Annotated in this window: 22 protein-coding genes; 9 read left to right on the forward strand and 13 right to left on the reverse strand. The window is 42.9% G+C overall.

Features of this window, described 5'->3' with window-relative positions:
* Positions 1-53 precede the first annotated feature (53 nt).
* From frr to rpsB, 4 genes are all read right to left on the reverse strand, one after another.
* Positions 54-611 (reverse strand): ribosome recycling factor, encoded by a 558-nt coding sequence (gene frr / locus BGP78_RS14495; RefSeq protein WP_119862041.1) that lies wholly within the window; start codon positions 609-611, stop codon positions 54-56.
* Between the two features lie 23 nt (positions 612-634).
* On the reverse strand, positions 635-1,372 hold the full coding sequence (gene pyrH, locus BGP78_RS14500; protein WP_119862042.1) for a UMP kinase: 738 nt from the start codon (positions 1,370-1,372) through the stop codon (positions 635-637).
* Positions 1,373-1,522: 150 nt separating this feature from the next.
* Entirely contained in the window at positions 1,523-2,374 is an 852-nt protein-coding gene (gene tsf, locus BGP78_RS14505) for a translation elongation factor Ts (RefSeq protein WP_010361624.1), read from the reverse strand.
* 102 nt (positions 2,375-2,476) lie between these two features.
* Entirely contained in the window at positions 2,477-3,205 is a 729-nt protein-coding gene (gene rpsB, locus BGP78_RS14510; protein ID WP_010361623.1) for a 30S ribosomal protein S2, read from the reverse strand.
* 268 nt (positions 3,206-3,473) lie between these two features.
* Between rpsB and map the strand changes: the two genes are divergently transcribed.
* The 3 genes from map to dapD all read left to right on the forward strand — a co-directional run bounded on the left by map (position 3,474) and on the right by dapD (position 7,964).
* A complete protein-coding gene (gene map / locus BGP78_RS14515) occupies positions 3,474-4,265 on the forward strand; it encodes a type I methionyl aminopeptidase (protein WP_119862043.1) in 792 nt (263 codons plus the stop codon).
* Positions 4,266-4,507: 242 nt separating this feature from the next.
* Positions 4,508-7,126: a [protein-PII] uridylyltransferase gene (gene glnD, locus BGP78_RS14520; RefSeq protein WP_119862044.1), complete on the forward strand. Its 2,619-nt coding sequence runs from the start codon at positions 4,508-4,510 to the stop codon at positions 7,124-7,126.
* 10 nt (positions 7,127-7,136) lie between these two features.
* Complete coding sequence (dapD, locus tag BGP78_RS14525) at positions 7,137-7,964, forward strand: 2,3,4,5-tetrahydropyridine-2,6-dicarboxylate N-succinyltransferase (protein WP_119862045.1); 828 nt, start codon at positions 7,137-7,139, stop codon at positions 7,962-7,964.
* A 111-nt stretch (positions 7,965-8,075) separates the two neighbouring features.
* On the opposite strand, the gene BGP78_RS14530 is transcribed toward dapD, so the two are convergent.
* The 8 genes from BGP78_RS14530 to pspA form a co-directional block, all read right to left on the reverse strand.
* Positions 8,076-8,420 (reverse strand): 4a-hydroxytetrahydrobiopterin dehydratase, encoded by a 345-nt coding sequence (locus BGP78_RS14530; RefSeq protein WP_119862046.1) that lies wholly within the window; start codon positions 8,418-8,420, stop codon positions 8,076-8,078.
* 9 nt (positions 8,421-8,429) lie between these two features.
* Entirely contained in the window at positions 8,430-9,227 is a 798-nt protein-coding gene (gene phhA / locus BGP78_RS14535) for a phenylalanine 4-monooxygenase (RefSeq protein WP_010361618.1), read from the reverse strand.
* Positions 9,228-9,448: 221 nt separating this feature from the next.
* The gene (locus BGP78_RS14540) at positions 9,449-10,627 is read right to left on the reverse strand and encodes a PLP-dependent aspartate aminotransferase family protein (RefSeq protein WP_119862047.1); all 1,179 of its coding nucleotides are present in this window, start codon (positions 10,625-10,627) and stop codon (positions 9,449-9,451) included.
* A gap of 146 nt (positions 10,628-10,773) precedes the next feature.
* The gene (locus BGP78_RS14545) at positions 10,774-11,802 is read right to left on the reverse strand and encodes a TIGR01620 family protein (RefSeq protein WP_119862048.1); all 1,029 of its coding nucleotides are present in this window, start codon (positions 11,800-11,802) and stop codon (positions 10,774-10,776) included.
* Complete coding sequence (locus tag BGP78_RS14550; protein WP_119862049.1) at positions 11,799-13,205, reverse strand: YcjX family protein; 1,407 nt, start codon at positions 13,203-13,205, stop codon at positions 11,799-11,801. The genes BGP78_RS14545 and BGP78_RS14550 overlap by 4 nt, the downstream gene beginning before the upstream one ends.
* 83 nt (positions 13,206-13,288) lie before the next feature.
* On the reverse strand, positions 13,289-13,690 hold the full coding sequence (gene pspC / locus BGP78_RS14555; RefSeq protein WP_010361614.1) for an envelope stress response membrane protein PspC: 402 nt from the start codon (positions 13,688-13,690) through the stop codon (positions 13,289-13,291).
* Positions 13,687-13,917 (reverse strand): envelope stress response membrane protein PspB, encoded by a 231-nt coding sequence (pspB, locus tag BGP78_RS14560; protein WP_010361613.1) that lies wholly within the window; start codon positions 13,915-13,917, stop codon positions 13,687-13,689. The genes pspC and pspB overlap by 4 nt, the downstream gene beginning before the upstream one ends.
* Before the next feature lie 75 nt (positions 13,918-13,992).
* Positions 13,993-14,652, reverse strand: coding sequence for a phage shock protein PspA (gene pspA, locus BGP78_RS14565; protein WP_119862050.1), 660 nt, complete (start codon positions 14,650-14,652; stop codon positions 13,993-13,995).
* A 186-nt stretch (positions 14,653-14,838) separates the two neighbouring features.
* On the opposite strand from pspA, the gene pspF reads away from it, so the two are divergent.
* Genes pspF through BGP78_RS14595 form a run of 6 tightly spaced genes read left to right on the forward strand, consistent with a single transcriptional unit; the run spans position 14,839 to position 21,211 of the window.
* Entirely contained in the window at positions 14,839-15,933 is a 1,095-nt protein-coding gene (gene pspF, locus BGP78_RS14570) for a phage shock protein operon transcriptional activator (RefSeq protein WP_119862051.1), read from the forward strand.
* A 3-nt stretch (positions 15,934-15,936) separates the two neighbouring features.
* A complete protein-coding gene (locus BGP78_RS14575) occupies positions 15,937-17,544 on the forward strand; it encodes an ABC transporter substrate-binding protein (RefSeq protein ID WP_119862052.1) in 1,608 nt (535 codons plus the stop codon).
* Positions 17,544-18,578: an ABC transporter permease subunit gene (locus BGP78_RS14580; protein WP_119862053.1), complete on the forward strand. Its 1,035-nt coding sequence runs from the start codon at positions 17,544-17,546 to the stop codon at positions 18,576-18,578. The genes BGP78_RS14575 and BGP78_RS14580 overlap by 1 nt, the downstream gene beginning before the upstream one ends.
* Positions 18,565-19,458, forward strand: coding sequence for an ABC transporter permease subunit (locus BGP78_RS14585; protein WP_119862054.1), 894 nt, complete (start codon positions 18,565-18,567; stop codon positions 19,456-19,458). The genes BGP78_RS14580 and BGP78_RS14585 overlap by 14 nt, the downstream gene beginning before the upstream one ends.
* Positions 19,458-20,465 carry an oligopeptide/dipeptide ABC transporter ATP-binding protein gene (locus BGP78_RS14590; RefSeq protein WP_119862055.1) on the forward strand — a complete coding sequence of 336 codons (1,008 nt, stop codon included), beginning with the start codon at positions 19,458-19,460 and terminating at the stop codon, positions 20,463-20,465. Before BGP78_RS14585 ends, BGP78_RS14590 begins: the two co-directional genes overlap by 1 nt.
* A complete protein-coding gene (locus BGP78_RS14595) occupies positions 20,450-21,211 on the forward strand; it encodes an ATP-binding cassette domain-containing protein (RefSeq protein WP_119862056.1) in 762 nt (253 codons plus the stop codon). Before BGP78_RS14590 ends, BGP78_RS14595 begins: the two co-directional genes overlap by 16 nt.
* 70 nt (positions 21,212-21,281) lie before the next feature.
* Here BGP78_RS14595 and BGP78_RS14600 read toward each other — a convergent pair whose 3' ends face one another.
* Positions 21,282-24,458 (reverse strand): amidohydrolase family protein, encoded by a 3,177-nt coding sequence (locus tag BGP78_RS14600; RefSeq protein WP_119862057.1) that lies wholly within the window; start codon positions 24,456-24,458, stop codon positions 21,282-21,284.
* Positions 24,459-24,484: the final 26 nt, after the last annotated feature.

A 24,484-nucleotide genomic window follows, 5' to 3' on the forward strand; every position in this document is an offset into this window, starting at 1 on the left:
ACGCCGCCTAGTATACCCCAGACAGCGTTGCAAAACTAATAATTTTGAATTGCTTAGATTTCCATCAACTCAGCTTCTTTTGCGCTCAATTGTGTATCCATTTCTTTAACAAACTTGTCAGTAAGCTTCTGAACTTCATCTTCAGCTTGACGTGCTTCATCTTCAGAAATGTCTTTATCTTTTAACAAAGACTTAACATCACCATTGGCATCACGACGAATATTACGAATAGCAACACGGCCACCCTCAACTTCACCACGAACAATTTTGATTAAGTCTTTACGACGCTCTTCAGTTAGCGGCGGTAATGGCACGCGAATTATAGTACCTGCTGACATTGGGTTCAAACCTAAGTCAGAAGACATAATTGCTTTTTCAACAGCTTGAGCCAAAGATTTATCGAATACACTAATTGTTAGTGTACGAGAGTCTTCTGTTGATACATTTGCAACCTGGTTTAACGGTGTATCAGCACCGTAATAAGATACCATGATGCCGTCTAGCAATGCAGGGTGTGCACGGCCAGTACGAATTTTAGAAAGTTGGCTAGCTAGGGCTGCCACACTTTTTTGCATGCGCTCTTGCGCGTCTTTTTTAATATCGTTAATCACAATTCAATCCTAGTCTTGTTTGATTATTCAGAAGGTGCTGAAGAGATAAGAGTGCCCTCTTCTTCGCCCATAATGACACGTTTTAACGCGCCAGGTTTATTCATGTTAAATACGCTTAAAGGCATATTATGGTCACGTGCTAGCGTAAATGCCGCTAAGTCCATCACCTTTAATTCTTGATCAATGATCTCATTGTACGTCAAATGACGATACAAGGTTGCGTCAGGGTTCTTAACTGGGTCATCACTAAATACGCCATCAACTTTTGTCGCTTTGATCACAGTATCGGCTTCAATTTCAATACCACGCAGACATGCAGCTGAATCAGTTGTGAAAAATGGATTACCCGTACCCGCTGAGAAAATAACAACTCGGCCAGACTTTAACAAGCTAATTGCTTCAGCCCAGTTGTACGCGTCACATACGCCGTTCAGTGGAATTGCCGACATTAAACGACAGTTTACAAACGCACGGTGCAGTGCGTCACGCATTGCTAAACCGTTCATCACGGTTGCAAGCATGCCCATGTGGTCGCCGACTACGCGGTTCATACCCGCTTCAGCCAATGAACCACCTCGTAAGAAGTTACCGCCCCCGATAACTAAACCCACTTCTACGTCGAGCTCTACTAATTCTTTTATTTCTTGTGCCATACGATCCAATACTTTTGGATCAATGCCAAAGCCTTCATCTCCCATTAAAGCTTCACCGCTTAGTTTGAGAAGAACGCGTCTAAAAACAGGTTTTCGATTGATAGTCATAGTTTCCGGGCCATTTGTAAAAGTGAGATAAAAAATAACCGCGCTTATGAAAGTCATAAATGCGCGGTTATTTTAAAGAATTTTCAGCGTTGAAGCAAAAGCAAATCCGCCATTACGACCTCATTGCTTTTTTTGCTGAGAAAAGAGAGATTACTCGCCTTTTGCAGCTGCGATTTGAGCAGCAACTTCAGCAGCGAAATCTTCTTCTTTCTTCTCGATACCTTCGCCAACTTCTAAACGTACGAAGTTAGATACTGTTGCGCCTTTTTCTTTAAGGATATCGCCAACAGATTTTTTAGGTTCCATGATGAACGCTTGACCAGTAAGAGAGATCTCACCAGTGAACTTCTTCATACGACCAACAACCATTTTCTCAGCGATTTCAGCAGGCTTGCCTTCGTTCATCGCGATGTCGATTTGAACCGCTTTTTCTTTTTCAACTACGTCTGCAGGTACGTCTTCAGGGTTTACGTACTCAGGCTTAGATGCAGCAACGTGCATAGCTACGTGCTTAAGCGTTTCCGCATCAGCTTCACCAGCAACAACAACACCGATACGCTCACCGTGACGGTATGTAGAAAGGCTTGCACCGTCGATGTACTCAACGCGACGAACGTTGATGTTTTCACCGATTTTAGCAACTAATGCAACACGTGCTTCTTCAAACTGTGCTTGAAGCTCAGCAACAGCAACTTTAGAAGTTGCAGCAACGTCTAGTACAGAGTTAGCGAACGCAAGGAAGCTCTCATCTTTAGCAACGAAGTCTGTTTGACAGTTAACTTCTAGAAGTGCAGCAAAACCTGCGCCTTCTTTGATAAGGATTGTGCCTTCAGCAGCAATGTTACCTGCTTTCTTAGCAGCCTTTGCAGCACCGCTCTTACGCATGTTTTCAATTGCTAGTTCAATGTCACCAGCAGTTTCAGTTAGCGCTTTTTTACAATCCATCATGCCAGCGCCAGTACGCTCGCGTAATTCTTTAACTAGGGCAGCAGTTACAGCCATTAGTATATCCTCAGATCTGAATATGTTTAGGGAAGCGGGATGACCGCTCTTCAAGAATATCAAGTCTTCATCACGAATTGATGAAGACTTGATGACAGCTAATTACTCAGCTTCAACGAAATCGTCGTTCTCTGCTTGAGCAACGATATTGCTTTCACGGCCTTCAGTGATAGCAGTTGCAACAGCGCCAGTGTAAAGCTGGATAGCACGGATTGCATCGTCGTTACCTGGGATGATGAAATCAACACCATCTGGGTTCGAGTTAGTATCAACTACTGATACTACTGGAATACCTAGGTTGTTAGCTTCGCGAATTGCAATGTGCTCGTGATCTGCATCGATAACGAAGATAGCGTCTGGAAGACCGCCCATATCTTTGATACCGCCAAGGCTCTTTTCAAGCTTTTCCATTTCACGAGTAAGCATTAACGCTTCTTTTTTAGTTAGCTTCTCGAAAGTACCGTCTTGGCTTTGAGTTTCAAGGTCTTTAAGACGCTTGATTGATTGACGAACTGTTTTCCAGTTAGTCAACATACCACCTAACCAACGGTGATTTACGTAGAACTGCTCACTTTGAAGAGCTGACTCTTTAACTGCTTCGCTTGCAGCGCGCTTAGTACCTACGAAAAGAATTTTACCTTTGTTAGAAGCAGCGTTCTGTAAGAACTTAAGTGCGTCGTTGAACATTGGTACAGTTTTTTCAAGGTTGATGATATGTACACGGTTACGAGCGCCGAAGATGAAAGGCTTCATCTTTGGGTTCCAGTAACGTGCTTGGTGACCGAAGTGAACACCAGCTTGAAGCATATCGCGCATTGAAACGTTTGCCATTTTAATTTCCTCTAAGTTAGTTAGGGTTAAGCCTCCACATATCCCATAGCACCAACATGTTCAGTATTTTACTAAGACATGCACCCAAGTGTATGTGTCGATATGTGTGTGTGTTAAAATAAAATTGTGGTTGCCTTAAATACAAACATCTCTAAGATAAATTTGTAAAAAGACGGCGCGCTTTATACCATATAAAATAACAGAACTCAACAATCAGTATAAAAATTGTGCGTTGTAACTAACTTAAAATAACCGACTTGGAGTCTGAATGAGTGCAGTGATTAAAACCCCTGAAGAAATCGAAAAAATGCGTATTGCCGGGCGTTTAGCCGCGGAAGTATTAGAAATGATTGAGCCGCATGTGAAGCCAGGGGTCACAACAGACGAGCTAAATACAATTTGTCATGATTACATTGTAAATAAGCAACAAGGCATACCTGCTCCGCTTAATTACCATGGTTTTCCAAAGTCGATTTGTACGTCCGTTAATCACGTAATTTGTCATGGTATTCCCAATGACAAAGCATTAAAAGATGGCGACAGTGTCAATATTGATATTACCGTCATCAAAGATGGCTACCACGGCGATACATCTAAAATGTTCCATGTAGGGACGCCAAATATTCAAGGCAAACGCCTTGCTGAAATTACCCAAGAAAGCCTTTACCTTGCCATTAAAATGGTTAAACCAGGTGCGCGTTTAGGTGACATTGGTGCAGCAATTCAAAAGTATGCTGAAGGTTTTAATTATTCAATCGTACGCGAATACTGCGGCCATGGTATTGGCGCTGAATTCCACGAAGAACCTCAAGTTATGCATTACGGTAAACCAGGCACGGGTGAAACATTAAAAGCGGGCATGTGTTTAACCATTGAACCTATGGTCAACGCAGGTAAGCGTCAATGTAAAGTGCTCAAAGACAACTGGACTGTCGTGACAAAAGACCGCAGCTTGTCTGCTCAGTGGGAGCACACTTTATTGGTTACAGACAATGGTGTGGAGATCTTAACGCACCGTAATGACGATACCATCGATAGAGTAATAGAGCACACAGCATAACAACCATGGTTCACTGCGAGTCATTCGTATTAACCATAATTTAGCGAAAAGTGAGTGAAGACTGGTCGGTACTTTACTCACTTCGCTCATATCTCAATAAAAAATGCGCTTCAAGCGTTGCCCTTTGTGCGCAAGTCAGTAAGCTAAGTAATACCTTTGCAAATGTATCGGGCCTGTATACATTACTGTGCTCACCATAACCGATAGCATAAACCTAAATAAGACGGATCAGGGGGCCTTAAGTGGCATTGCCTAATAAAGTAAAAACGCTGCTCGACAACGCGCAGCACCTTGGCGATTTAAAAGATTGTGCAAACTATTTTTATAAATGGTTAAGCAATGAGTTTTCCAAACAGCCAGTTCGTAATCTCATTAATTCTCGCGCTGAATTTATAGACCGATTGTTGATAAAGTTATTCAACGACACTGGTTTAGCCCATTACCCAGAATTGGCCCTTATTGCAGTTGGTGGATATGGTCGAGGTGAGTTACACCCTTATTCTGATATTGACTTCTTACTGCTGGTTAACGACACCCCCAACGCTGAAATGACCTCTGCACTTGAAGAATTTGTGACACTTCTGTGGGACCTAAACCTAGAAATTGGTCACAGCGTTCGTACCCATGATCAAGTATTAGAACAAAAACAAGAAGATGTACATTTCACCACCTGTTTACTCGAAAGTAGACTTATCTGTGGTAATCATGTCGAGTTTGAGCGATTGAGAAGTCATATTGTAGAAACCCCCATTTGGAAATCTGATGACTTTTTCATTGCCAAAACCAATGAGCAGCAAGTAAGGCATCGAAAGTGCCATGGCACCGCTTATAATTTAGAACCCAATATCAAAGAAAACCCTGGTGGCCTCAGAGATGTGCAAACTATTTTTTGGGTTGCTAAAAAGCATTTCCATGCTGAAACACTTGAAGAATTAATCAACCATGGTTACCTCACTCACGAGGAATATCAAGAACTATTAGAGTGCTTAGAAAACCTTTGGAATATACGATTTGCACTGCACTTGGCAGCGGGACGATGTGAAAACCGACTGTTGTTCGACTATCAACCCCATGCAGCTGAAATACTCGGGTTTGGGTCTGAAGGTAAAGCCTCTGTAGAGCGAATGATGAAGCGCTTATTCCGGATCATGAGCCGTGTACGTGAAATGAACCAAATGCTGTTGTCGTATTTTGAACAAAGCATTTTACCTGACCAAAGCGAGCAAAGCGCAGTTTCGTTAGACGACAACTTTGAACGTATTGGTAATAAAATCAGCGTTAAAAATCCTTCGGTCTTTTTTCGCAGAGAACAACTTCTGGTGTTATTCGAGCATATTGCCGACCACCCTGAAATCACCAATATCGAGCCCAGTACAATAAGAACAATGCGCCAAGTTCGTCGCCGGTTGCTCGGTGATTTGCAAGACTATGCCGGTTGTCGGGATGCTTTCTTACGGTTGCTAAAACATCCAAATGGCATGGGCAGAGCATTTACTTTGATGCATAAACATGGCTTAATCGCGGCGTATTTACCGCAATGGCGTAATATTTTTGGTCAAATGCAATTTGATTTATTCCACGCCTACACCGTAGATGAACACACTCATAAGCTGATCAACAATATTTATCTATATACCGATAAAGAGCGAAAAAAAGAATTCCCTTTATGCAGTGAAATCATCACCCGTATGGATAAGCCTGAGTTGCTTTATTTAGCCGCTATCTTCCATGATATTGCCAAAGGTCGTGGTGGCGATCACTCAGAGCTTGGCGCCGTTGATGCGCTCGCCTTCTGCAAAGTACATGGGTTCACTAATTCTGATGCTCGCTTAGTCTCTTGGCTGGTTGAGAATCACTTGTTGATGTCTGTCACCGCGCAGCGCAAAGATATTAACGACCCAGATGTCATCGCCGAATTTGCTTCTATTGTAAAAAATGAACGTCAACTTGATTACTTGTATTGCTTAACTGTGGCCGATATTCGCGCAACCAATGACAACCTCTGGAATGATTGGAAAAACACGCTCCTACGAGAGCTATACTTACACTCTCAACATGCATTACGTTTGGGTCTAGAAAACCCAATGGATATGCGCGACCAAATTCGAGACAAAAAAAAGCAAGCAAAACAACGGCTCATTAATTTAGAATTTGATGAAGAAAAGATTGATGCTATTTGGTCACGTTTAAAGGCCAACTACTTCACCGCATTCAGTGAACAGCAAATCTCATGGCATAGTGAACACTTACTTAAAATAAACGACTTAAACGCACCTTGCGTTGTTGTGGGTGAACAAGCCATGCATGGCGGCACACAAGTATTTGTGTATAGTCCATATAATGCCAATTTATTCTCAAAACTACTCACCGTCATCGGCTCCAAAAAAGCTCAAATACAGCACGCTCAAGTCATGACAACCAAAGATAACTCGGTGGTGTACAACTTCGTGATCTTAGAAGTAAGTGGCAACCCGATGAGCAGTAGCCGAGCTAAGTCGATACGCCGTGGCTTAGAAGTCATTTTAAAAGATCCTAAAAAGAAAATTCGTACCAAGAAAAATCGCTCGCAACGTTTTAAAGACTTTAATATTAAACCTAAAGTCATTGTACGGCCCCATGCCCGTGCGGATAGAAATTTAATTGAAATTCAAGCCATTGATATACCTGGACTGTTAACAAAAATTGCCGAGGTCTTTCAAGCGAATTCATTGCACATTCACGCCGCTAGAATTACAACTGTTGGCGAACGAGCAGAAGACTTTTTTGTAATATCAAATACTGATTATCAAGCGCTTGCAGAAGAGCATAAAGCTGCGCTACAACGCGATCTGATGAAAAAATTAAATGCAGAAACAGAGTAAAGAGGAAACTATGTCTGATTTAAAAAGCATTATTGAACAAGCTTGGGAGCAGAGAGACGGGATCTCACCTAACCAAGTAACGGATGAAGTATATAACGCTATCACCCAGTCTCTTGCCTTATTAGATTCGGGTGCTGCACGTGTAGCAGAAAAAATAAGTGGAGAGTGGGTTGTTCATCAATGGCTAAAAAAAGCCGTTTTACTGTCATTCAGAATTCGTGACAATCAGCCGATGAGTGATGGCGTCAATCAATTCTACGATAAAGTTCCGTTAAAGTTCAGCGATTATACGCCTGAGCAGTTTCAACAAGGGGGCATGCGTGTTGTACCAAACGCCGTTGCACGCCAAGGCAGCTTTGTTGGTAAAAATGTGGTCCTTATGCCGTCATATGTCAATATTGGTGCCTATGTTGATGAAGGCACGATGGTCGATACCTGGGCAACGGTTGGTTCATGTGCGCAAATAGGTAAGAATGTTCACCTATCAGGCGGTGTTGGCATCGGTGGGGTTTTAGAGCCTTTACAAGCGAATCCGACAATCATCGAAGATAACTGTTTCATTGGTGCACGTTCTGAAATTGTTGAAGGTGTAATTGTTGAAGAAGGCGCAGTCATTTCAATGGGTGTCTATATTTCTCAAAGCACCCGTATTTACGACCGTGAAACAGGCGAAGTCCATTACGGGCGAGTACCAGCCGGTGCCGTCGTTGTACCAGGCTCTTTGCCAAGTAAAGATGGCTCTCATAGCCTTTACGCTGCCATTATTGTGAAAAAAGTAGATCAGCAAACACGTGAAAAGGTTGGGATCAATGCCTTGTTACGTTCTATAGACGATTGATAATTTAGATTTTAAATACGTTTATAAAAAAGCACCTTATGAATTATTCAGTTACTGAAGTCCTTCATAAGGCGCTTTTTAAACTTACCTAATCGGTAAGCTGCTCAATAATTATAATGCAGCAAACACGTTGTCTGTTTTTGCGGCACAAACAAAATCATTTTTGTGCAGGCCTTTGATAGAGTGACTCCACCAAGTAACCGTTACTTTGCCCCATTCAGTCAACAAACCTGGGTGATGGCCTTCATCTTCCGCCATTGCGCCCACTTTATTGGTAAACTCTAATGCTAGCTTGAAGTTTTTAAATTTAAAAACGCGCTCTAATTGCATGATCCCATCGCGTACCTCAGGTACCCAGTCCGGAATTTGCTTTATCAATACTGCTAACTCTTCATCTGACACTTTAGGCGCATCAGCACGACACGCTTCACATTTTTGTGCACTTAAATCAGACATTTAAAATCCTTAACTTGCTAGTTTTTGTTTCGGTGGAAATTTTGGCTCAAATAAGCCTAATTCTTTTGCTTGGGCAACCAACGCCATAATATCCATTTGTGAGATATCAAATAAATCATTGATAGAGTTTATGGTGTAGTAGATTGGTTGCATAATATCAATTCGGTAAGGTGTGCGTAATACATCAATCACATTTAACGGCTGTATCTCAGGTTTATCTGAATACACATATTGTGTTTCACCCGGGCTTGATAACACCCCACCACCATAAATGCGCAGGCCGTCTTCAGTTTGCATCAAACCAAATTCAACCGTAAACCAATATAGACGCGCTAGGTAACCACGATCTTTCTTTTCGGCTGCATAGCCTAATTGACCATATTTATGGGTAAACTCTGCAAAAGCAGGGTTTGTTAACATGGCGCAATGACCAAATATCTCATGAAAAACATCAGGCTCTTGTAGATAGTCAAATTCTTCACGCGAACGAATAAACGTTGCCACAGGGAACTGCTTGTTTGCTAGCAGTCGAAAGAACTCATCAAAATCAATCAACGCGGGTACAGGGGCTACTTGCCAACCTGTTTCACGAGCGAGTACTTCGTTTAGCTCAGCAAGCTGTGGGATACGGTCATGCGGTAGGTTTATTTTTTTTAGCCCTTCCATGTACTCGTCACATGCTTTGCCTTCAATGCATTGCAGCTGGCGCGCCACTAGCTCAGACCAAATTTTATTTTCTTCATCGCTCCACGCAATAACCCCGTTTTCATCGGGTTGCTTAGAGGTGTACTTGCTCGATTTAGCCATAGAAACCTTCATTGTTACCTGCCACGAATGAACTTCAATCGTGTTTCAACTTGTGACAACGATACTATGTAAAAGTAAGCGAAAGTTTAATAGCAAAGCCTAATTACGGCTTTGCCATAAAACCAAAAAACGTAAAGATTAAAATACACCGAAGTAAACAAAAGATTACACCACTTAAATCAAAGGTATTCACCCCGCCGAAATGCACACTTAAGTTTACACTAAAAGGCTTTAAATGCAGATTCTAAATCAGCAATAATATCCTCCGCCGCCTCCAATCCTACCGAGATGCGGATCAGGCTATCGGAGATCCCAGCGGCTTGACGCTCTTCAGGCGTATACGGTGAGTGTGTCATCGATGCTGGATGCTGAATTAGCGTTTCAGGATCACCTAAACTCACGGCTAATGTGCATAGTTCGGTGGCATTAATAAACGCCTCACCTTGCGCTAATGTCCCTGCAATTTCAAAGGCTATGACACCTCCAGCCCCTTTCATTTGCTCACCCAAGTATTTATATCCAGGATGAGATGGTAATCCTGGATAAAATACCTGAGAGACCTTTGGGTGTTTTTCTAAAAACTCCGCTACTTTTTGCGCACTTTCACAATGCCTCGCCATACGCACAGCCAGCGTTTTTAATCCGCGATTAATAAGCCATGCATCATGTGGGCTAATGGTTGCACCAATGTCTTTTAATACCGTAAGCTTTATCAATTCAATATGTTCTGCACAACCACATACTAAACCCGCAACAACATCGCCATGTCCATTTAGATACTTGGTCGCACTGTGCACAACAATATCGATGCCAAACTGTTTTGGCTTTTGTAATAGCGGTGTCAAAAATGTATTGTCGATCACACTGAGCAATTTATGCTGCTTAGCAAAGCGCCCAATCATTGATAAATCAAGTACCGTCATGTTTGGGTTAATTGGCGTTTCAGCAAAAACCATTTTGGTCTTTGGCGTAACAGCAGCTTGGAGCTGAGCTTCATCGGTCATATCAACAAACGTGACGTCGATGCCAAACTTAGGCAGCATATGAGAAAATAACGCAAAGCTACAACCGTACAATGCACTGGATGCAATGAGATGATCGCCCTGTTCTAAGAAGCTTAACACAGAAGCAGATACAGCCCCCATCCCTGTTGCTGTTGCAGCTGCATCGTCCATTCCTTCAAGGGCCGCCACTTTTTGTTCCAGTTCGCGCGTTGTCGGGTTGCCTAATCGAGTATAGATATAACCAGGCTCTTCGCCGGCAAAACGCGCAGCTCCCTGCGCCGCGTCTTTAAACTTAAATGTGGAGGTTTGATACAGAGGTGCCGTTAATGCACCATGTGGGTCATCAAAATGGGCTGGGCCGTGGATACATTGCGTGTTGTCATCATACTTCTTCATAAAATAGCCTGTTAAATTGTTATTCTTAAATTTATTTACCTAATAAATAAATCAACGAATAATAATTCACAAGCACCCCAGATGGTAAGATGGCTAGCTTAATAGGATTAACTTTAACAGCTTGTATACAATTGTTGTCACTCGCTTTATTTGCTGCGACTCAATAACGCTTTAAATATCTGCTCAATCGACCCCTGCAATAAATTAGGCTTATTTGCTAATTTAGGTAATGGACGACATAATTCCATCGCTTTATAACCTAACCGAGCAGTAAATACACCGGCGCTCAGCCCTTGAGCAGCCCTAGCCGAAAGTTTACTAAGTAACTCGGCTCCCATGCTCGTTGCCGCTAAATCAGACACCAACTCCGCAGCTCCAGCAAATACCATTTGCTTTAATAGTAATTTATATAACGTAATACGACTGCGATATCCTAAGCGAATACCATAGTGCTGACTCAGCTTCTCAACAAGGTGCACGCCGCGCCATAGTACAGCTAACATATCCAACAGCGCCATAGGGCTTAAAGCCACCAGCATGGCACTGGTTGTTGCATGCGCATTAATGATCGCTTTAGCTTGCTGGTCTTGCGTATTCAATAGGGTATTTTGATAAAGCTCTAGTACTTCCCTATCGGTATGATGTGCTTTAATGGTCGCTTTAAACTCTTGCACACCATCAGGGTTATGCTGCTCAAGTAAAGGCGCTAACCATTGCTGAGCTTCGCCTATTTGTGTGCTACTCAATAAACGCTGTGCGTCACTTTGCATATGCTCACGTGTTGATAACGACTTAAGTGCACGGTATTCACTGAACAAAAAGCGTATCAGTGCCACCAAACCCAGTGACAATACCAAAATATATAAGCCACCTAACAGCCACGATTGCGTAATGGCTTCTATCACACCGTAAATAGCTTCGGCGGCAACTAAAACAACCAAGCTGAACAGCAGTAATTTTTTCACCGTTAGCAATGTACGGTTTGGCTTAAAAGTATGCTCAAGTTCTTGTTCTAATGCATCACTATTATTGAATACACCTTGATCGCCATCAGAACTTGAATTTTCCTGTGTCTGCTCGATGCGCTTTCCAGCCTCCATAGACTGGGGCACTGCTTGATGAAGTTCATCAGTGCTAATGCGCCTGCCTGCGCGCAAATTCTGTGGGTCGCTCATCGTAGCTTATCTCCTAATAAAAATTGCAGGACGTGATCTAATCGAACATGGCTCAAACAACCCTCTTGCGCAGGTAATGGTGCAAAAGATAAAAAGTCGAAGCCCTGTGCTGGCCACTGAGCGCGACTTAATCGATGTGATGGTGGCTCTGGGGGTAAAAATGTAATCGTGTGCTGTTCGTTATTGGGTTTACCTTGAATGCAATTGAGTGATTTCCCAGCTTCAACAACTTGCTTTTGTTGCGTACTTTGTACCGCTGAAATCGCCATAGTGTCTATCTCAACCCCTGCAAAGCGTAAATCATTACTTTGCTCATGTAACATGCTATGGAGCAGCTTTGCCAATAACGGTTGCTGCTCATAGCTTACGTGGTCACACTTATTTGCAGCAAATAAAACCTTATCTATCTTCGGATAAAACAGCCGCTTGAGTAACCCTGAGCGGCCATAATCAAATACTTGCACAATATTGCGCAGTGCATCTTCTTGCTCTTTTAATGTGTCGGGCCCATCTGATAAAGCACTTAATACATCAACCAACACTATCTGCCTATCAAACTGACAAAAATGTTGCTTATAAAATGGCGTTACCACTTGCTGTTTATAGGCATTAAAACGGCTCTGTAAATGACTATATTGACTATCATTCGAATGTTCGCCAGCACTAAAAAAAGGGAAAAACAAGAGCACTGGAGCCCCTGCTAAATCTCCAGGAATAAGCATTCTTCCGGGCTGTAACTGAGCTATGTTTGTCTGTGCTTTTAAAGTTACGAGTAATTGCTGATAGTGCTGAGATAGCTGCTTTAAAATAGACTCGTCAACCGGTGCATCACCATCAAAGCTTGCTAACATGTCTAAAAACTCTTTCGCATAATCCCGATACTGCGGTTGCTTTAATACATTAAGAACAGCTTGACTCCATGCCTGATAGTCTTGATTTAACATGGGTAAATCAACTAACCATTCACCAGGATAATCAATCAGTTCTAAATAGACGGTACTCACCGGTGATAAATGCTGTTTTAGTACATGCCGTGATTCAAATTTAAGTGCAAGGGTTAACGTATTTATACGCTGTGTTGATGACGGCCATGTTGGTGTTTCATTTAACAAGCAACCCACTGCACTGGCATAATCAAAAGTAGGAATGTCCAAAGCACGTTGTGGTATTTGCTTTACTGCTATTAAGCGCTGCTCTCTTATTACGTCAAAAAATGGCAGATTTGTTTTATTAGTTTGAGATGTTAAATGCTTGATAAGTGCAGTGATAAAAGCCGTCTTTCCGCTACCACTAAACCCAGTGACGGCAAGCTTTATATGTTGGTCAAGACTTCTATGTAAGGTCTTTTGTGCTGTATTTTTAAATTTATCGAACGTGTCTTTGCTAAAACGTTTAGTATTCATATAAGGGGCACACCTCCCGAGCAACATATTTACATGGATATTTATAGCGGTGGCGCAGAATACGCCACATAACGTTCAAAAAATTATAATTTATTAATTTCCCTACTGATTGTAAATTCGCTTGATGTTACGTACGTTTCCATACTTTGTACTCTGCCATCTAAACGATTTAAACGCTCTTTTAAATCAAACAAAGCTTGTCTGGGCGGCTCACCTTTTTGCCAAACTTTAAACTTTACTGAAATAGGATCTGCATCGTGATTGACTGACTGCTTGGTTTCATAATCGCTTTTCTTGTCTAAAATAAACCAACATGCGATATAAACAACAACGAATAAGGGCCCACCAGATAGCAACACTGCCGTAATGAACAGGATCCTGACCAACCACAATTCCATATTGAAGTAATCACTCAACCCAGCACATACACCTGCAAGCTTCCCTCTTTTTGGATCCCTGTAAAGTTCTCTTTTTATATTACTCATACTTTACGTCTCCACTCTGGTGCCTCTTGATCAAGTATTGCCTCTAGTGTGTCAACACGGTCAGCCATACTTTCAGCCTTACTTGCCAATTCCATAAGCTGACGATGTTCATGCTCGCTTAGGCCCTGGCTTACCTGCTTCTTACTGCGATAGTGAAGTACAAGCCATAATGGCGCCACTACCAACATAAAAATAATGATCGGTGCTACTAATACTTCAAGATCCATAACCCTATACTCCTGCGACTTGATTGTTCTGTTACCTAACACCCACTGCTTGGTCAGCGGGTGCAATTATTATATTTATTTGCCCGAAAGCTTTTTCTTAAGCTCTGCAAGCTCATCATCTACTTTTTCGTTCTTTTGTAAATCCGCAATTTCATCTGCTAAGGTCTTTTTCCCTAAGTCATATGACTCAACTTGCGACTCTAGTCCGTCAATCTTAGATTCATAACGCTCAAAACGATTTAAAGCATCTTCTACTTTTGAACTGTCTAATGCCTTTTTCACCTCTAAACGAGACTCAGCAGAACGCTGACGCAGCACAATGGCTTTTTGACGCGCTTTGGCATCAGCCAGCTTCTCTTGTAGTGTCGCAACTTCTTGTTGCAATTTCTCGATATGCGACTCTACATGCGTCAATTCACTTTGCACACTGGCAGCTGCATCCGCTGACTTTTGCTTTTCAAGTAACGCTGAACGTGCTAAATCTTCGCGCTCTTTGGTTAAAGCTAGCTCGGCTTTACTTTGCCACTGCGCAACTTCTTCATTTAATTGCTCAACACGACGTGTTAATTCTTTTTTCTCTGCTAACGTTTTTGCTGAAGTTGAACGTACTTCAACAAGCGTATCTTCCATTTCTTGGATGATAAGACGAACCATTTTTTCTGGGTCTTCAGCTTTATCTAAAATAGCATTGATATTAGAGTTAACGATATCTGCAAAACGTGAGAAAATTCCCATAATCTTTACCTCTTTGGTTTCTAAGTTTAAGTTGCTTGTATTAATAGTATCAATAAACTTGCCAACTTTTCTAAAAGATAAAAGCCTATAAATATCAATATATTAAACCATATCAGAAATTACTTTCGTTTGCATTAATTATCAAATACACTAAGTGTTAGCAAAAATAACTAAGAGTTAGCCAATATGAGCCAATTCCGCCAACAGGACAATTTACTCGGTCAATCTGACAGCTTTTTAACCGTGCTTGATAAGGTGTCGCAACTCGCGCCTTTAGAGAAACCAGTATTGATTATTGGTGAGCGTGGTACGGGTAAAGAGCTTATCGCTGCACGATTACACTTTCTTTCTGAGCGATGGGAACAAAACTACGTAAAACTCAATTGCGCCGCCCTAAATGAAAACTTGTTAGAGAGTGAGCTATTTGGTCATGAAAGTGGTGCATTTACTGGCGCCAGTAAACGCCATGAAGGTCGATTTGAACGGGCTAATGGCGGCACACTATTTCTTGATGAACTGGCCAATACCTCTGCCATGGTGCAAGAAAAGCTATTACGTGTGATTGAATATGGCGAATTTGAACGGGTCGGCGGTAAAAGTACGGTAAAAGTCGATACACGTTTAGTCTGCGCAACCAATGAAGATTTGCCATCTTTGGCTGACAGCGGTGAGTTTAGACACGATTTATTAGACCGACTGGCATTTGATGTGATCACATTGCCCCCATTACGAGCTCGCCAAGAAGACATCATGTTATTAGCGGAACAATTTGCAATCAACATGGCACGAGATTTAAGTTGGTCACTGTTCAGTGGTTTTACGCGAAAAGCCACTGAGGTACTATTGAGTTACGATTGGCCTGGTAATATTCGTGAACTCAAAAATACCGTAGAAAGAAGCTTATATCGTCATGGCAACGAGCACTTACCCGTGCACGAAATCATTCTCAACCCATTTGAGAGCCCATTTAGACCGACACAACGGGTAAAAGCCCGTGCAGCAATACAGCCTGAAGTAGCCCAACCATCTAGCCATGCCCCTGTGACGGAAGCTTCTAGCAACCATGCCTCACTCTCACCAGCGCAGCCCAACATTGCGTTTCCTTGTGACTTGAAAGAGCTCTCTAATGACTTTGAAATTGAGTTACTCAAAAAAGCGCTCGAGCAGAGTCAATTTAATCAAAAGAAAACTGCACAAATGCTCGGATTGACGTATCATCAACTTCGTGGTTATTTGAAAAAATACAACCTGTTAGAGTCAGGTCAAAAACAAGAGGCGTAAGGCGTGCGGAATCTAGTACTAGGTGCTTTATGTACCTATTTACTTGGCTGTGTTGATGCAAGCCAACAGCAAGCGAACGAAAAATCTCAGGGCTTAGTGTACTGCGCTGAAGCGAACCCGGTATCTTTTAACCCTCAAGTCACAACGACCGGATCCACCATAGACCTTATTGCCAGCCAGTTATACGATACGTTAATAAGTATTGACCCTGAAACCGCAGAATTTAAACCAGAACTGGCTACTAGCTGGGCAGTGAGCGACGAGGGTAAATCCATTACGTTCACATTGCGACAAGGTGTCGCGTTTCACAGCACTGACTACTTTCGCCCAAGCCGCACACTCAATGCTGATGACGTGGTTTTTTCATTTAGCCGCTTATTCGACGTGTATAACCCATATCATTTTGTCGGCGATGCTGAATACCCCTACTTTCAAAGCGTGGGTATTGACCAGCTCATTCGCAAAGTAGTTAAAGTTGATGAATATACGGTAAGGTTTGAGCTTTTCAACGCTGAAAGTAGCTTTCTATCGAATATTGCGACCGATTTTGCGGTTATCCTCTCACAAGAATATGCCCAGCAGCTTATCGCGCAAAAGAATAAACCTGCTTTTGATAACCTTCCGATTGGCACAGGTCCGTACAAATATAAAAATTTTTTACGCGATAACCTCATTCGTTACCACCGCAATGAGCAGTACTGGAAATATCCAGTCCCGATGCAGCAACTGGTTTTCGATATCACCACCAACGGCACCAGTCGTATTGCTAAGATGCTGACTAAAGAATGTGACATCACAGCACATCCCAGTGCAACACAACTGAGCGTACTCAAAGACCGTGAAGATATTCGCGTCGACAAAGCGGCAAACCTAAACATTGGCTATTGGGCATTTAATACCGAACGTCCTCCATTTGATAGCCTTTTGGTTCGCAAAGCCCTTGCGCACTCCGTTGATTTCGATAAAATAATGCAAGCGGTATATTACGGGAATGGCATTTTAGCGCGTTCGCACCTTCCCCCTTCATCTTGGGCCTTTCAAGCACAAGACAATATACCTCGCTATAACCCCGAATTAGCGAAACAGTTTTTAAAGGAAGCAGGTTATGAGAATGGGTTTAATATGACGCTATGGGCCATGCCGGTATCGCGTATATATAACCCCAATGCACGAAAAATGGCTGAGCTGATCCAAAGTGATTTAAAAGCCATAGGGATCTCTGCACAAATTATTGAATATGAATGGAACACGTTTGTTGAACGGATCGGAAAGCATGAACATGATAGTGTTTTACTCGGCTGGGCTGCTGATACACCAGATCCTGATAACTTTTTTAGTCCATTATTAAGCTGTACCGCGACATTTAGTGGTAAAAATCCGGCTAATTGGTGTCACCCTGAATTTGATTTATTACTCACTCAAGCTTTAGACACCACCGATATTGCACTGCGTAAAACTTACTATTATCAAGCACAGCAAATGCTTATCGATCAGCTACCGCTGATCCCCATCGCTCATGGGGTGCGATTTCAAGCAACCAGTAATGACGTGACAGGCGTTACCTTACGCCCATTTGGTGGTATCTCTCTTGGCCAAGTGAGGCGCAACTAATGTTATTTGAATACTTACTACGCCGCATTAGTTTACTGGTTTTTATGGTATTCACTTTAACGGTGTTCACCTTCTCTCTTAATTACCTCTTTCCTGGCGACTTGCTGACGAACTTCAGTGGCCAAGTTAACTCCAATTACAGCCAAACCCAAATCTTGGCCCAGAAGTACCATATAAACGAAAACCTACTTATGCAATATGGTGCTTTTTTAGTGCGTATCGCCAGTGGAGATTGGGGGGTGTCACTTTCCTCTGGACAAAGCGTCTTTGAACATGTTAGTCGGCTCTTTCCTGCAACGTTAGAGCTCTGTGTTTATGCGTTAGGGGTTGCCGTTTTACTTGGGATCCCCGCCGGGATTGTGGCATCCGCATATCATCGTCGCTGGCCTGACAGAGTTATCAACTCTCTGACTTTAATGGGGTTTTCTATACCTATTTTTTGGCTTGCGTTACTGCTTATAATGGTGTTCTGCCTGTCTTTTGGGCTATTCCCCATGTCAGGACGTATCGGCCTATTATACGAAATAGAACCAATCAGCAACTTTATTCTAATCGATATTGCTATCCAAGGTTTCCCGTATCACGGCCTCGCATTTTTTGACGCTCTACGACATTTGGCGTTACCCACAGTGGTCTTGGCTATGTACCCCACCACTGTGCTTGTGCGCTTCACCCGAGACTCAATGCTGCATGTCCTAGAACAAAACTATATTAAAACAGCCCGCGCAAAAGGCTTAAATCGCCGTCAGCTGATTTTACATCACGCACTACGTAATGCCTTACTCCCCGTCATAAAGCAGATTGGTTTACAATTTAGTACCCTGATCACACTGGCGATGGTGACAGAAGTCATATTCTCTTGGCCTGGTATAGGGCGGTGGCTCATCGACAGTATTTATCAACGTGACTACCCCGCAATACAGGGCGGACTACTGGCTGTTTCTATGTTTGTTATATTAGCAAATATGCTGGCTGAATTTAGCCACTCTCTTTTTGACCCTTTGTCACGGAATCAAGCCTATGGCAAAGTTTAGTTTATTCAGCGAAGAGTCTAACCGCTCTCCCCTTTCGCGGTTATGGCGAAAGTTTAAAAGTAACCACCCGGCGTTAGTCGCTCTGTGGGTGTTTATTGCGTTAACACTACTCGCTATGACAGCACCATTTATCGCGCCATATGGCATTAATCAACAGCATAGCGATGCATTACTGCTGCCTCCTTCCTGGCATGATTTAGGGGATGTCAGGTTTATTTTAGGCACTGATGATTTAGGCCGCGATGTCTTATCTCGACTCATGAACGGGGCTACATTTACCTTTGGGCTCTCAATCATCGCCGCCTTGATCACCACCCTAGTGGGGGTGTTTTTAGGGACTTTAGCGGGGGTAAGCCATGGCTTTCGTTCGAGTGCATTAAATCATTTATTGGATATTACGCTCTCGATCCCATCGTTATTATTAGCCATTATTATTATCGCTATACTCGGGCCTGGCTTGCTCAATACCGTATGGGCAATTATCTTTGCGTTATTACCCCAATACGTCCACTCAATTCGCAATTTGGTTGTTGATGAACTAAATAAAGACTATATCAGTGCCTTTCGTCTTGATGGCGCGTCTCAATGGCAATTATTAACCCGAGGTGTTTTGCCCAATATATACGAGCATATCGTGGTTATTTTTACTATGGCACTGTCCACAGCCATTCTAGACATTGCTGCACTGGGCTTTTTGAAACTTGGAGCCCAGCCGCCTACAACAGAATGGGGCGCTATTTTAGCCGAAAACTTAGGGCTAATTTATTTAGCTCCCTGGACGGTTGGCTTACCAGGAGTACTGCTGTTTATTGCGGTACTTTCTACCAACCTCGTTGGAGATGGCTTAAGACAAGTACTCAAAGAGCGTAAGGCTGATTAATGCAATTACTCGACATCCGTAACTTAACCATAGAGCTGCGCACTGAAGACGGTGTGATAAGAGCGGTTGATAAAGTTAACCTCAGCCTGAAAGAAGGTGAAGTACATGCATTGGTTGGCGAGTCGGGCTCGGGGAAAAGCCTAATTGCCAAAGCCATCGTAGGCGTTTTAAATTCTCGCTGGACCGTGACTGCAGATCGTATGCATTGGCAAGGTGTTGATCTAATGCGCTTAAGCCCTGAAAAACGCAGAAAGATAGTCAGCAGAGATATGGCTATGATCTATCAAGAACCCAGTCGTAGCCTAGACCCTACCGCTAAAATATTTGAACAAGTGGCTGAGTCATTACCCGATGATACCTTTAAAAAAGGGTTTTTCCGTCGTAATACAGAGCGTAAAGAAAAGGTCAAAGCACTCCTGCATAAAGTGGGGATCCGAGAACATATTCGGGTTGCTAGCAGCTACCCTCATGAACTTTCTGAAGGGGTATGCCAAAAGGTCATGATTGCCATGGCCATTGCCAGAAACCCTAAACTTTTAATCGCCGATGAGCCGACGACAGCATTAGAAAGCACCACGCGCGCACAAATTTTTCGTTTACTGAAAAGCTTAAACCAACTTAAGAACATGTCTGTGCTAATGATCTCCCATGAACTAGAAGAGATCACACACTGGTCTCATGCTATGCACGTTTTATACTGTGGGCAAATGGTTGAAGCAGGTCCAACGCAAAAGGTTTTTTATGAACCTCTACACCCTTACACACAAGCTTTAGTAAAAAGTTTACCTGATTACGCACAAGGCCTTGCGCACAAAGAACCTTTTTATGCACTAAAGGGCACCATTCCGCCTTTGCAGCATTTACCAATAGGCTGTCGGTTAGGACCACGCTGCCCGCAAGCACAAAAACAATGTGTCGTTACACCTAATCAAAGTAAAAGTCACGGCCATGCTTATGCATGTCATTTCCCTCTAATAAAGGAAAAGTCCAAATGCAACCCGTCTTAAAAGTTCAAGCTTTAAGCAAGTCTTTTCAAAGTAGAGCGGGCATTTTTAAACGTAAGCATATTGCTGTGCTAAGAGATATCTCATTCGCTGTGGGCCCAGGTGAAACATTGGCCGTTATTGGGGAGACGGGGTCAGGTAAAAGTACCCTTGCAAAATTACTCGCTGGTGCCGATGCTGCTGATTGTGGACAAATTCTATTAGACGGAAAAACCATTGAAGACAATGGGGTAAGAAAAAATCAGTGTCGTCATATTCGTATGATTTTTCAAGATCCTACCCGCTCGTTAAACCCAGGTTTAACCATCGGTGACATGCTGGATGACTGCTTGAAATACAATACAGATTTAACGTCCTCGCAGCGTGACAAAAAAATCAAACTCACTTTAAGCCGCGTTGGGTTACTTGGTGAGCATTATCAATACTACCCACATATGTTTAGTGGGGGCCAACTACAACGGGTTGCATTAGCCAGAGCACTCATTTTAGACCCTAAAGTCGTTGTACTCGACGAAGCACTCTCGTCTTTAGACCCATCAGTCAGAGCGCAAACCGTTAACTTATTATTGAAGCTACAAAAAGACTCAGGACTGAGCTTTATTCTCATCACACATCACTTAAGTTTAGTGAAACATATGAGCGATCAGCTGTTGGTGCTCAGTAGAGGAAAAATTGTAGAATACGGTAATACCGCGGCTATTTTTGCAAAGCCACAATCAAAAGTAACGCAACGCCTGCTTAATGTATAAGGTGCTCAGTTACACATTGTCTGTAATGAAAAGCCCCACTAAATAGTGGGGCGTGCTTTTAACGTACTAATTACTCTTCAAAATACAATTTAGCGCGAGGTTTTTTACCCACCTCTTGCATAGTCGCGGCATTAAACAACCGCCCATTGATCATAGTATAAGAGACTTTATCAGTATCACGAATGTTCTTTAATGGATCGCCATCAACCACCACTAAATCGGCAAGCTTACCCACTTCAATCGACCCTATATGCTGATCTAAACCAACATACTTAGCCGGATCCAGAGTTGCGGCACGAATTGCTTGAAGCGGTGACATTCCCCCTTGGGCGAACATCCAAATCTCCCAATGTGCAGCAAGTCCTTCACGTTGACCATGTGCTCCTAAGTTCACTAGCACACCTAAATCTTGTAGCTCTTTGGCAACGCGGGCATTATTAAAGTGATTATAGTGATGATCTGGTGATTTTATACGACGCATAGAACGCGGCAATAATTGGTTCTTTGGCACAAATTTACTCAGGCGTGGATGATTCCATACATCGGTTTTATCATACCAATAGTTTTCCCCCCAAATACCTCCATAAGCAACACCCAGCGTCGGGGTATAACCCACATCACTTTGTGACCAAAGCTGTTCAATATCATCATAAATGTTCGCCACGGGAATTGAGTGCTCAACCCCCGTATGACCGTCAACAACCATGGTTAGATTATGCTGTAACAATGAGCCACCTTCAGGCACCACCATCATACCTAGCTCTCTGCCCGCTTCGACCACTTGTTGACGTTGTTCTCGGCGAGGTTGATTGTATGATTTAACCGAAAAAGCGCCGACTTTCTGTAAGCGTTCTAAATGAAATTTCGCATCTTCGTAAGAGTCTATATGTGATGTATAGCCTGCAACATTTGCTCCGTATAAGATGGTCCCTGTAGAGAAGATCCTCGGTGCAACGATTTTACCCGCTTTTTGCAACTCACTGGCCGCAAACACTTCGGTGGTGTCATTTGACGGATCATGAATGGTGGTTACCCCGAGCGCTAAACCAGCTAGGTTCTTCCAGTTTTGCTGCGGAATAATTTCGTTACTGCCCTGTGATGTATGCGCATGAGCATCAACAAGGCCAGGCATAATGGTTTGTCCTGTAACATCGATGATTTCAGCCCCCTTTGGAATACTTACTTCATCGCTGCTACCCACGGCTTTGATATGCTTACCATCGGTCAATACCACGCCACCGTTAATCACTTTATCACCTTGCATGGTAATAATCGTTGCACCGACTAGCGCAGTTAACCCTTTAGGTTCTGCCATATCATGTTTAAAACCAATCGACTCACCACTTTTGGCTTTAAAGTCTGCGCCTTCGACTTTATTAATATCAAACATGCCATCTAAGCTCGCATGATAAAGCTCAGGCCCTAAACTCCAGTACAGAGTATCACTTGCTGCACTCCAGCTAATATTCTCTCCAGCACGTTGTGATAACTGCTCAATCGGGAATTTTTTGTCCGAAGGCGAAATGGCAATCGGTTTACCGCTTTCTACAAAGGGTGTGACAAATACTTTAAATCGTTCAGCAAATGCCAAGTATTTTCCATTCGGCGAGACTCTGAATTCAGTCGCGTGATTTGAGTTATAAAGCACTTTACTTTTTTTACTCTCAAGATCAACGGCCAATAATTGTGGCTTTGGTGCTTCATTCATCAAGAAGATACGGTTGTTATCATCTCCAAACTGCGGTTGGAAGCCTTGCTCTGTGATCAATTCAGCATCACCGCCTTTGGCCGATATTTTGTAAACACCCGCTTTTAAAGACCACTCACGAGCTAATAAGCTACTACCTAACACCTTTCGGTAAACCACCGTTTTACCATCAGGGCTAAATGTCGGCTCAACATACTTACCCACTTGCGAGGTGATCGCTTTGCCTTTACCACTTCTCGTTGATACAACTCGCACGCTACCTTGCTTTTTGTCATCCCACGTGACGTACACTATTTTTTTACCGTCTCTAGAAAACTGTGGGAACAATTCAAAGTGTTCGCTCTGACGCGTCAATCGCTTCACTTTACCAGACGAAAGGTCTCGTTTATAAATATGACCTAGCGCTTCAAAAATGGCAGTCTCACCATTGGGCGACACCTGAACATTACGCAGCATTTTTATATCAAAGGTTTCTTGGTCAATATTTTGTGCAAAACGCAGTGCTTTTTGGATTTTCTTTGTTGTGGTTACTTGAAAAGCAATTTCGTGATGCTTTTTACTCTCTACATCTACTTTATGCAGCTTACCCCCGGCCCAAAAAACAAGTTCTTCATTGTCTGGCGTCCATGCAATCGTCGGATAAACACCATGAATGGCCCATGTTTCCTGCATATCGCGCTCTAAGTTGCCATATACCTTGGTTTCTTTACCTGACGCTAAGTCGTATATATACAAACTTGATTGAAAGTCGTCACGCTTTACATAGGCTAAATGCTTGCCATCAGGAGACGGCGTTGGGCGAATAGCGCCTCCCATACCAGATAAAATTACCTTAATCTCACCCGTTTCTCTGTCTAGTTGTTTGATTTTGTATATGCCAGCAACAGAGTCTTTTGAGTAATGAAAGGTTTTGCCAGGTGTTGCATCTTGTGAAAAGTAAACATATCGACCATCTGGCGAAAATGCTGGTTCACCTAAATCTTTTTGATCGTTATCACGAGACGTTAAAGGCACGCCACTGCCACCCGCTTTGTGGTAAAGCCACACTTCACCCGCCCCCAAAGAGCGCGTGCCGGTGAAATGCTTACGCGCAGCAATAAAGTCACCGTCAGGGCTCCAAGTCGGGCTATTTAACAAACGGAAGGTTTCATTTGTGACTGCCGTTTGCTCTGAGCCATCAATATTCATAACCCAAATATTATCGCCACCACCTTGATCGGAGGTGAAAGCAATAGAACGTCCATCAGGACTAAAGCGAGGCTGCATTTGCCAGCCAATGTCACTGGTTAACTGCGTTGCTTGACCACCCGAGATAGGCATAATGTATATATCACCCAGTAAATCAAAAACCAGTGATGTACCATCAGGGCTGACATCAACGTTCATCCATGTGCCCTGTTCTACCGATATTTTAGCGTCTATAAACTCACCCGGCGGTGTATCAACTTGCCATTGAGTAGGTTTATTAACTGTTTCAGCCTGTACCGTGCTGGCAAGCGAGACCCCAAGCGCAAGTGCGCTTAATAAATACTGCTTCATGATTCTTAACCCTGTTATTTTGTTGC

It is taken from the genome of Pseudoalteromonas sp. MSK9-3 (genome assembly GCF_003590335.1).
Lineage (GTDB): Bacteria > Pseudomonadota > Gammaproteobacteria > Enterobacterales > Alteromonadaceae > Pseudoalteromonas.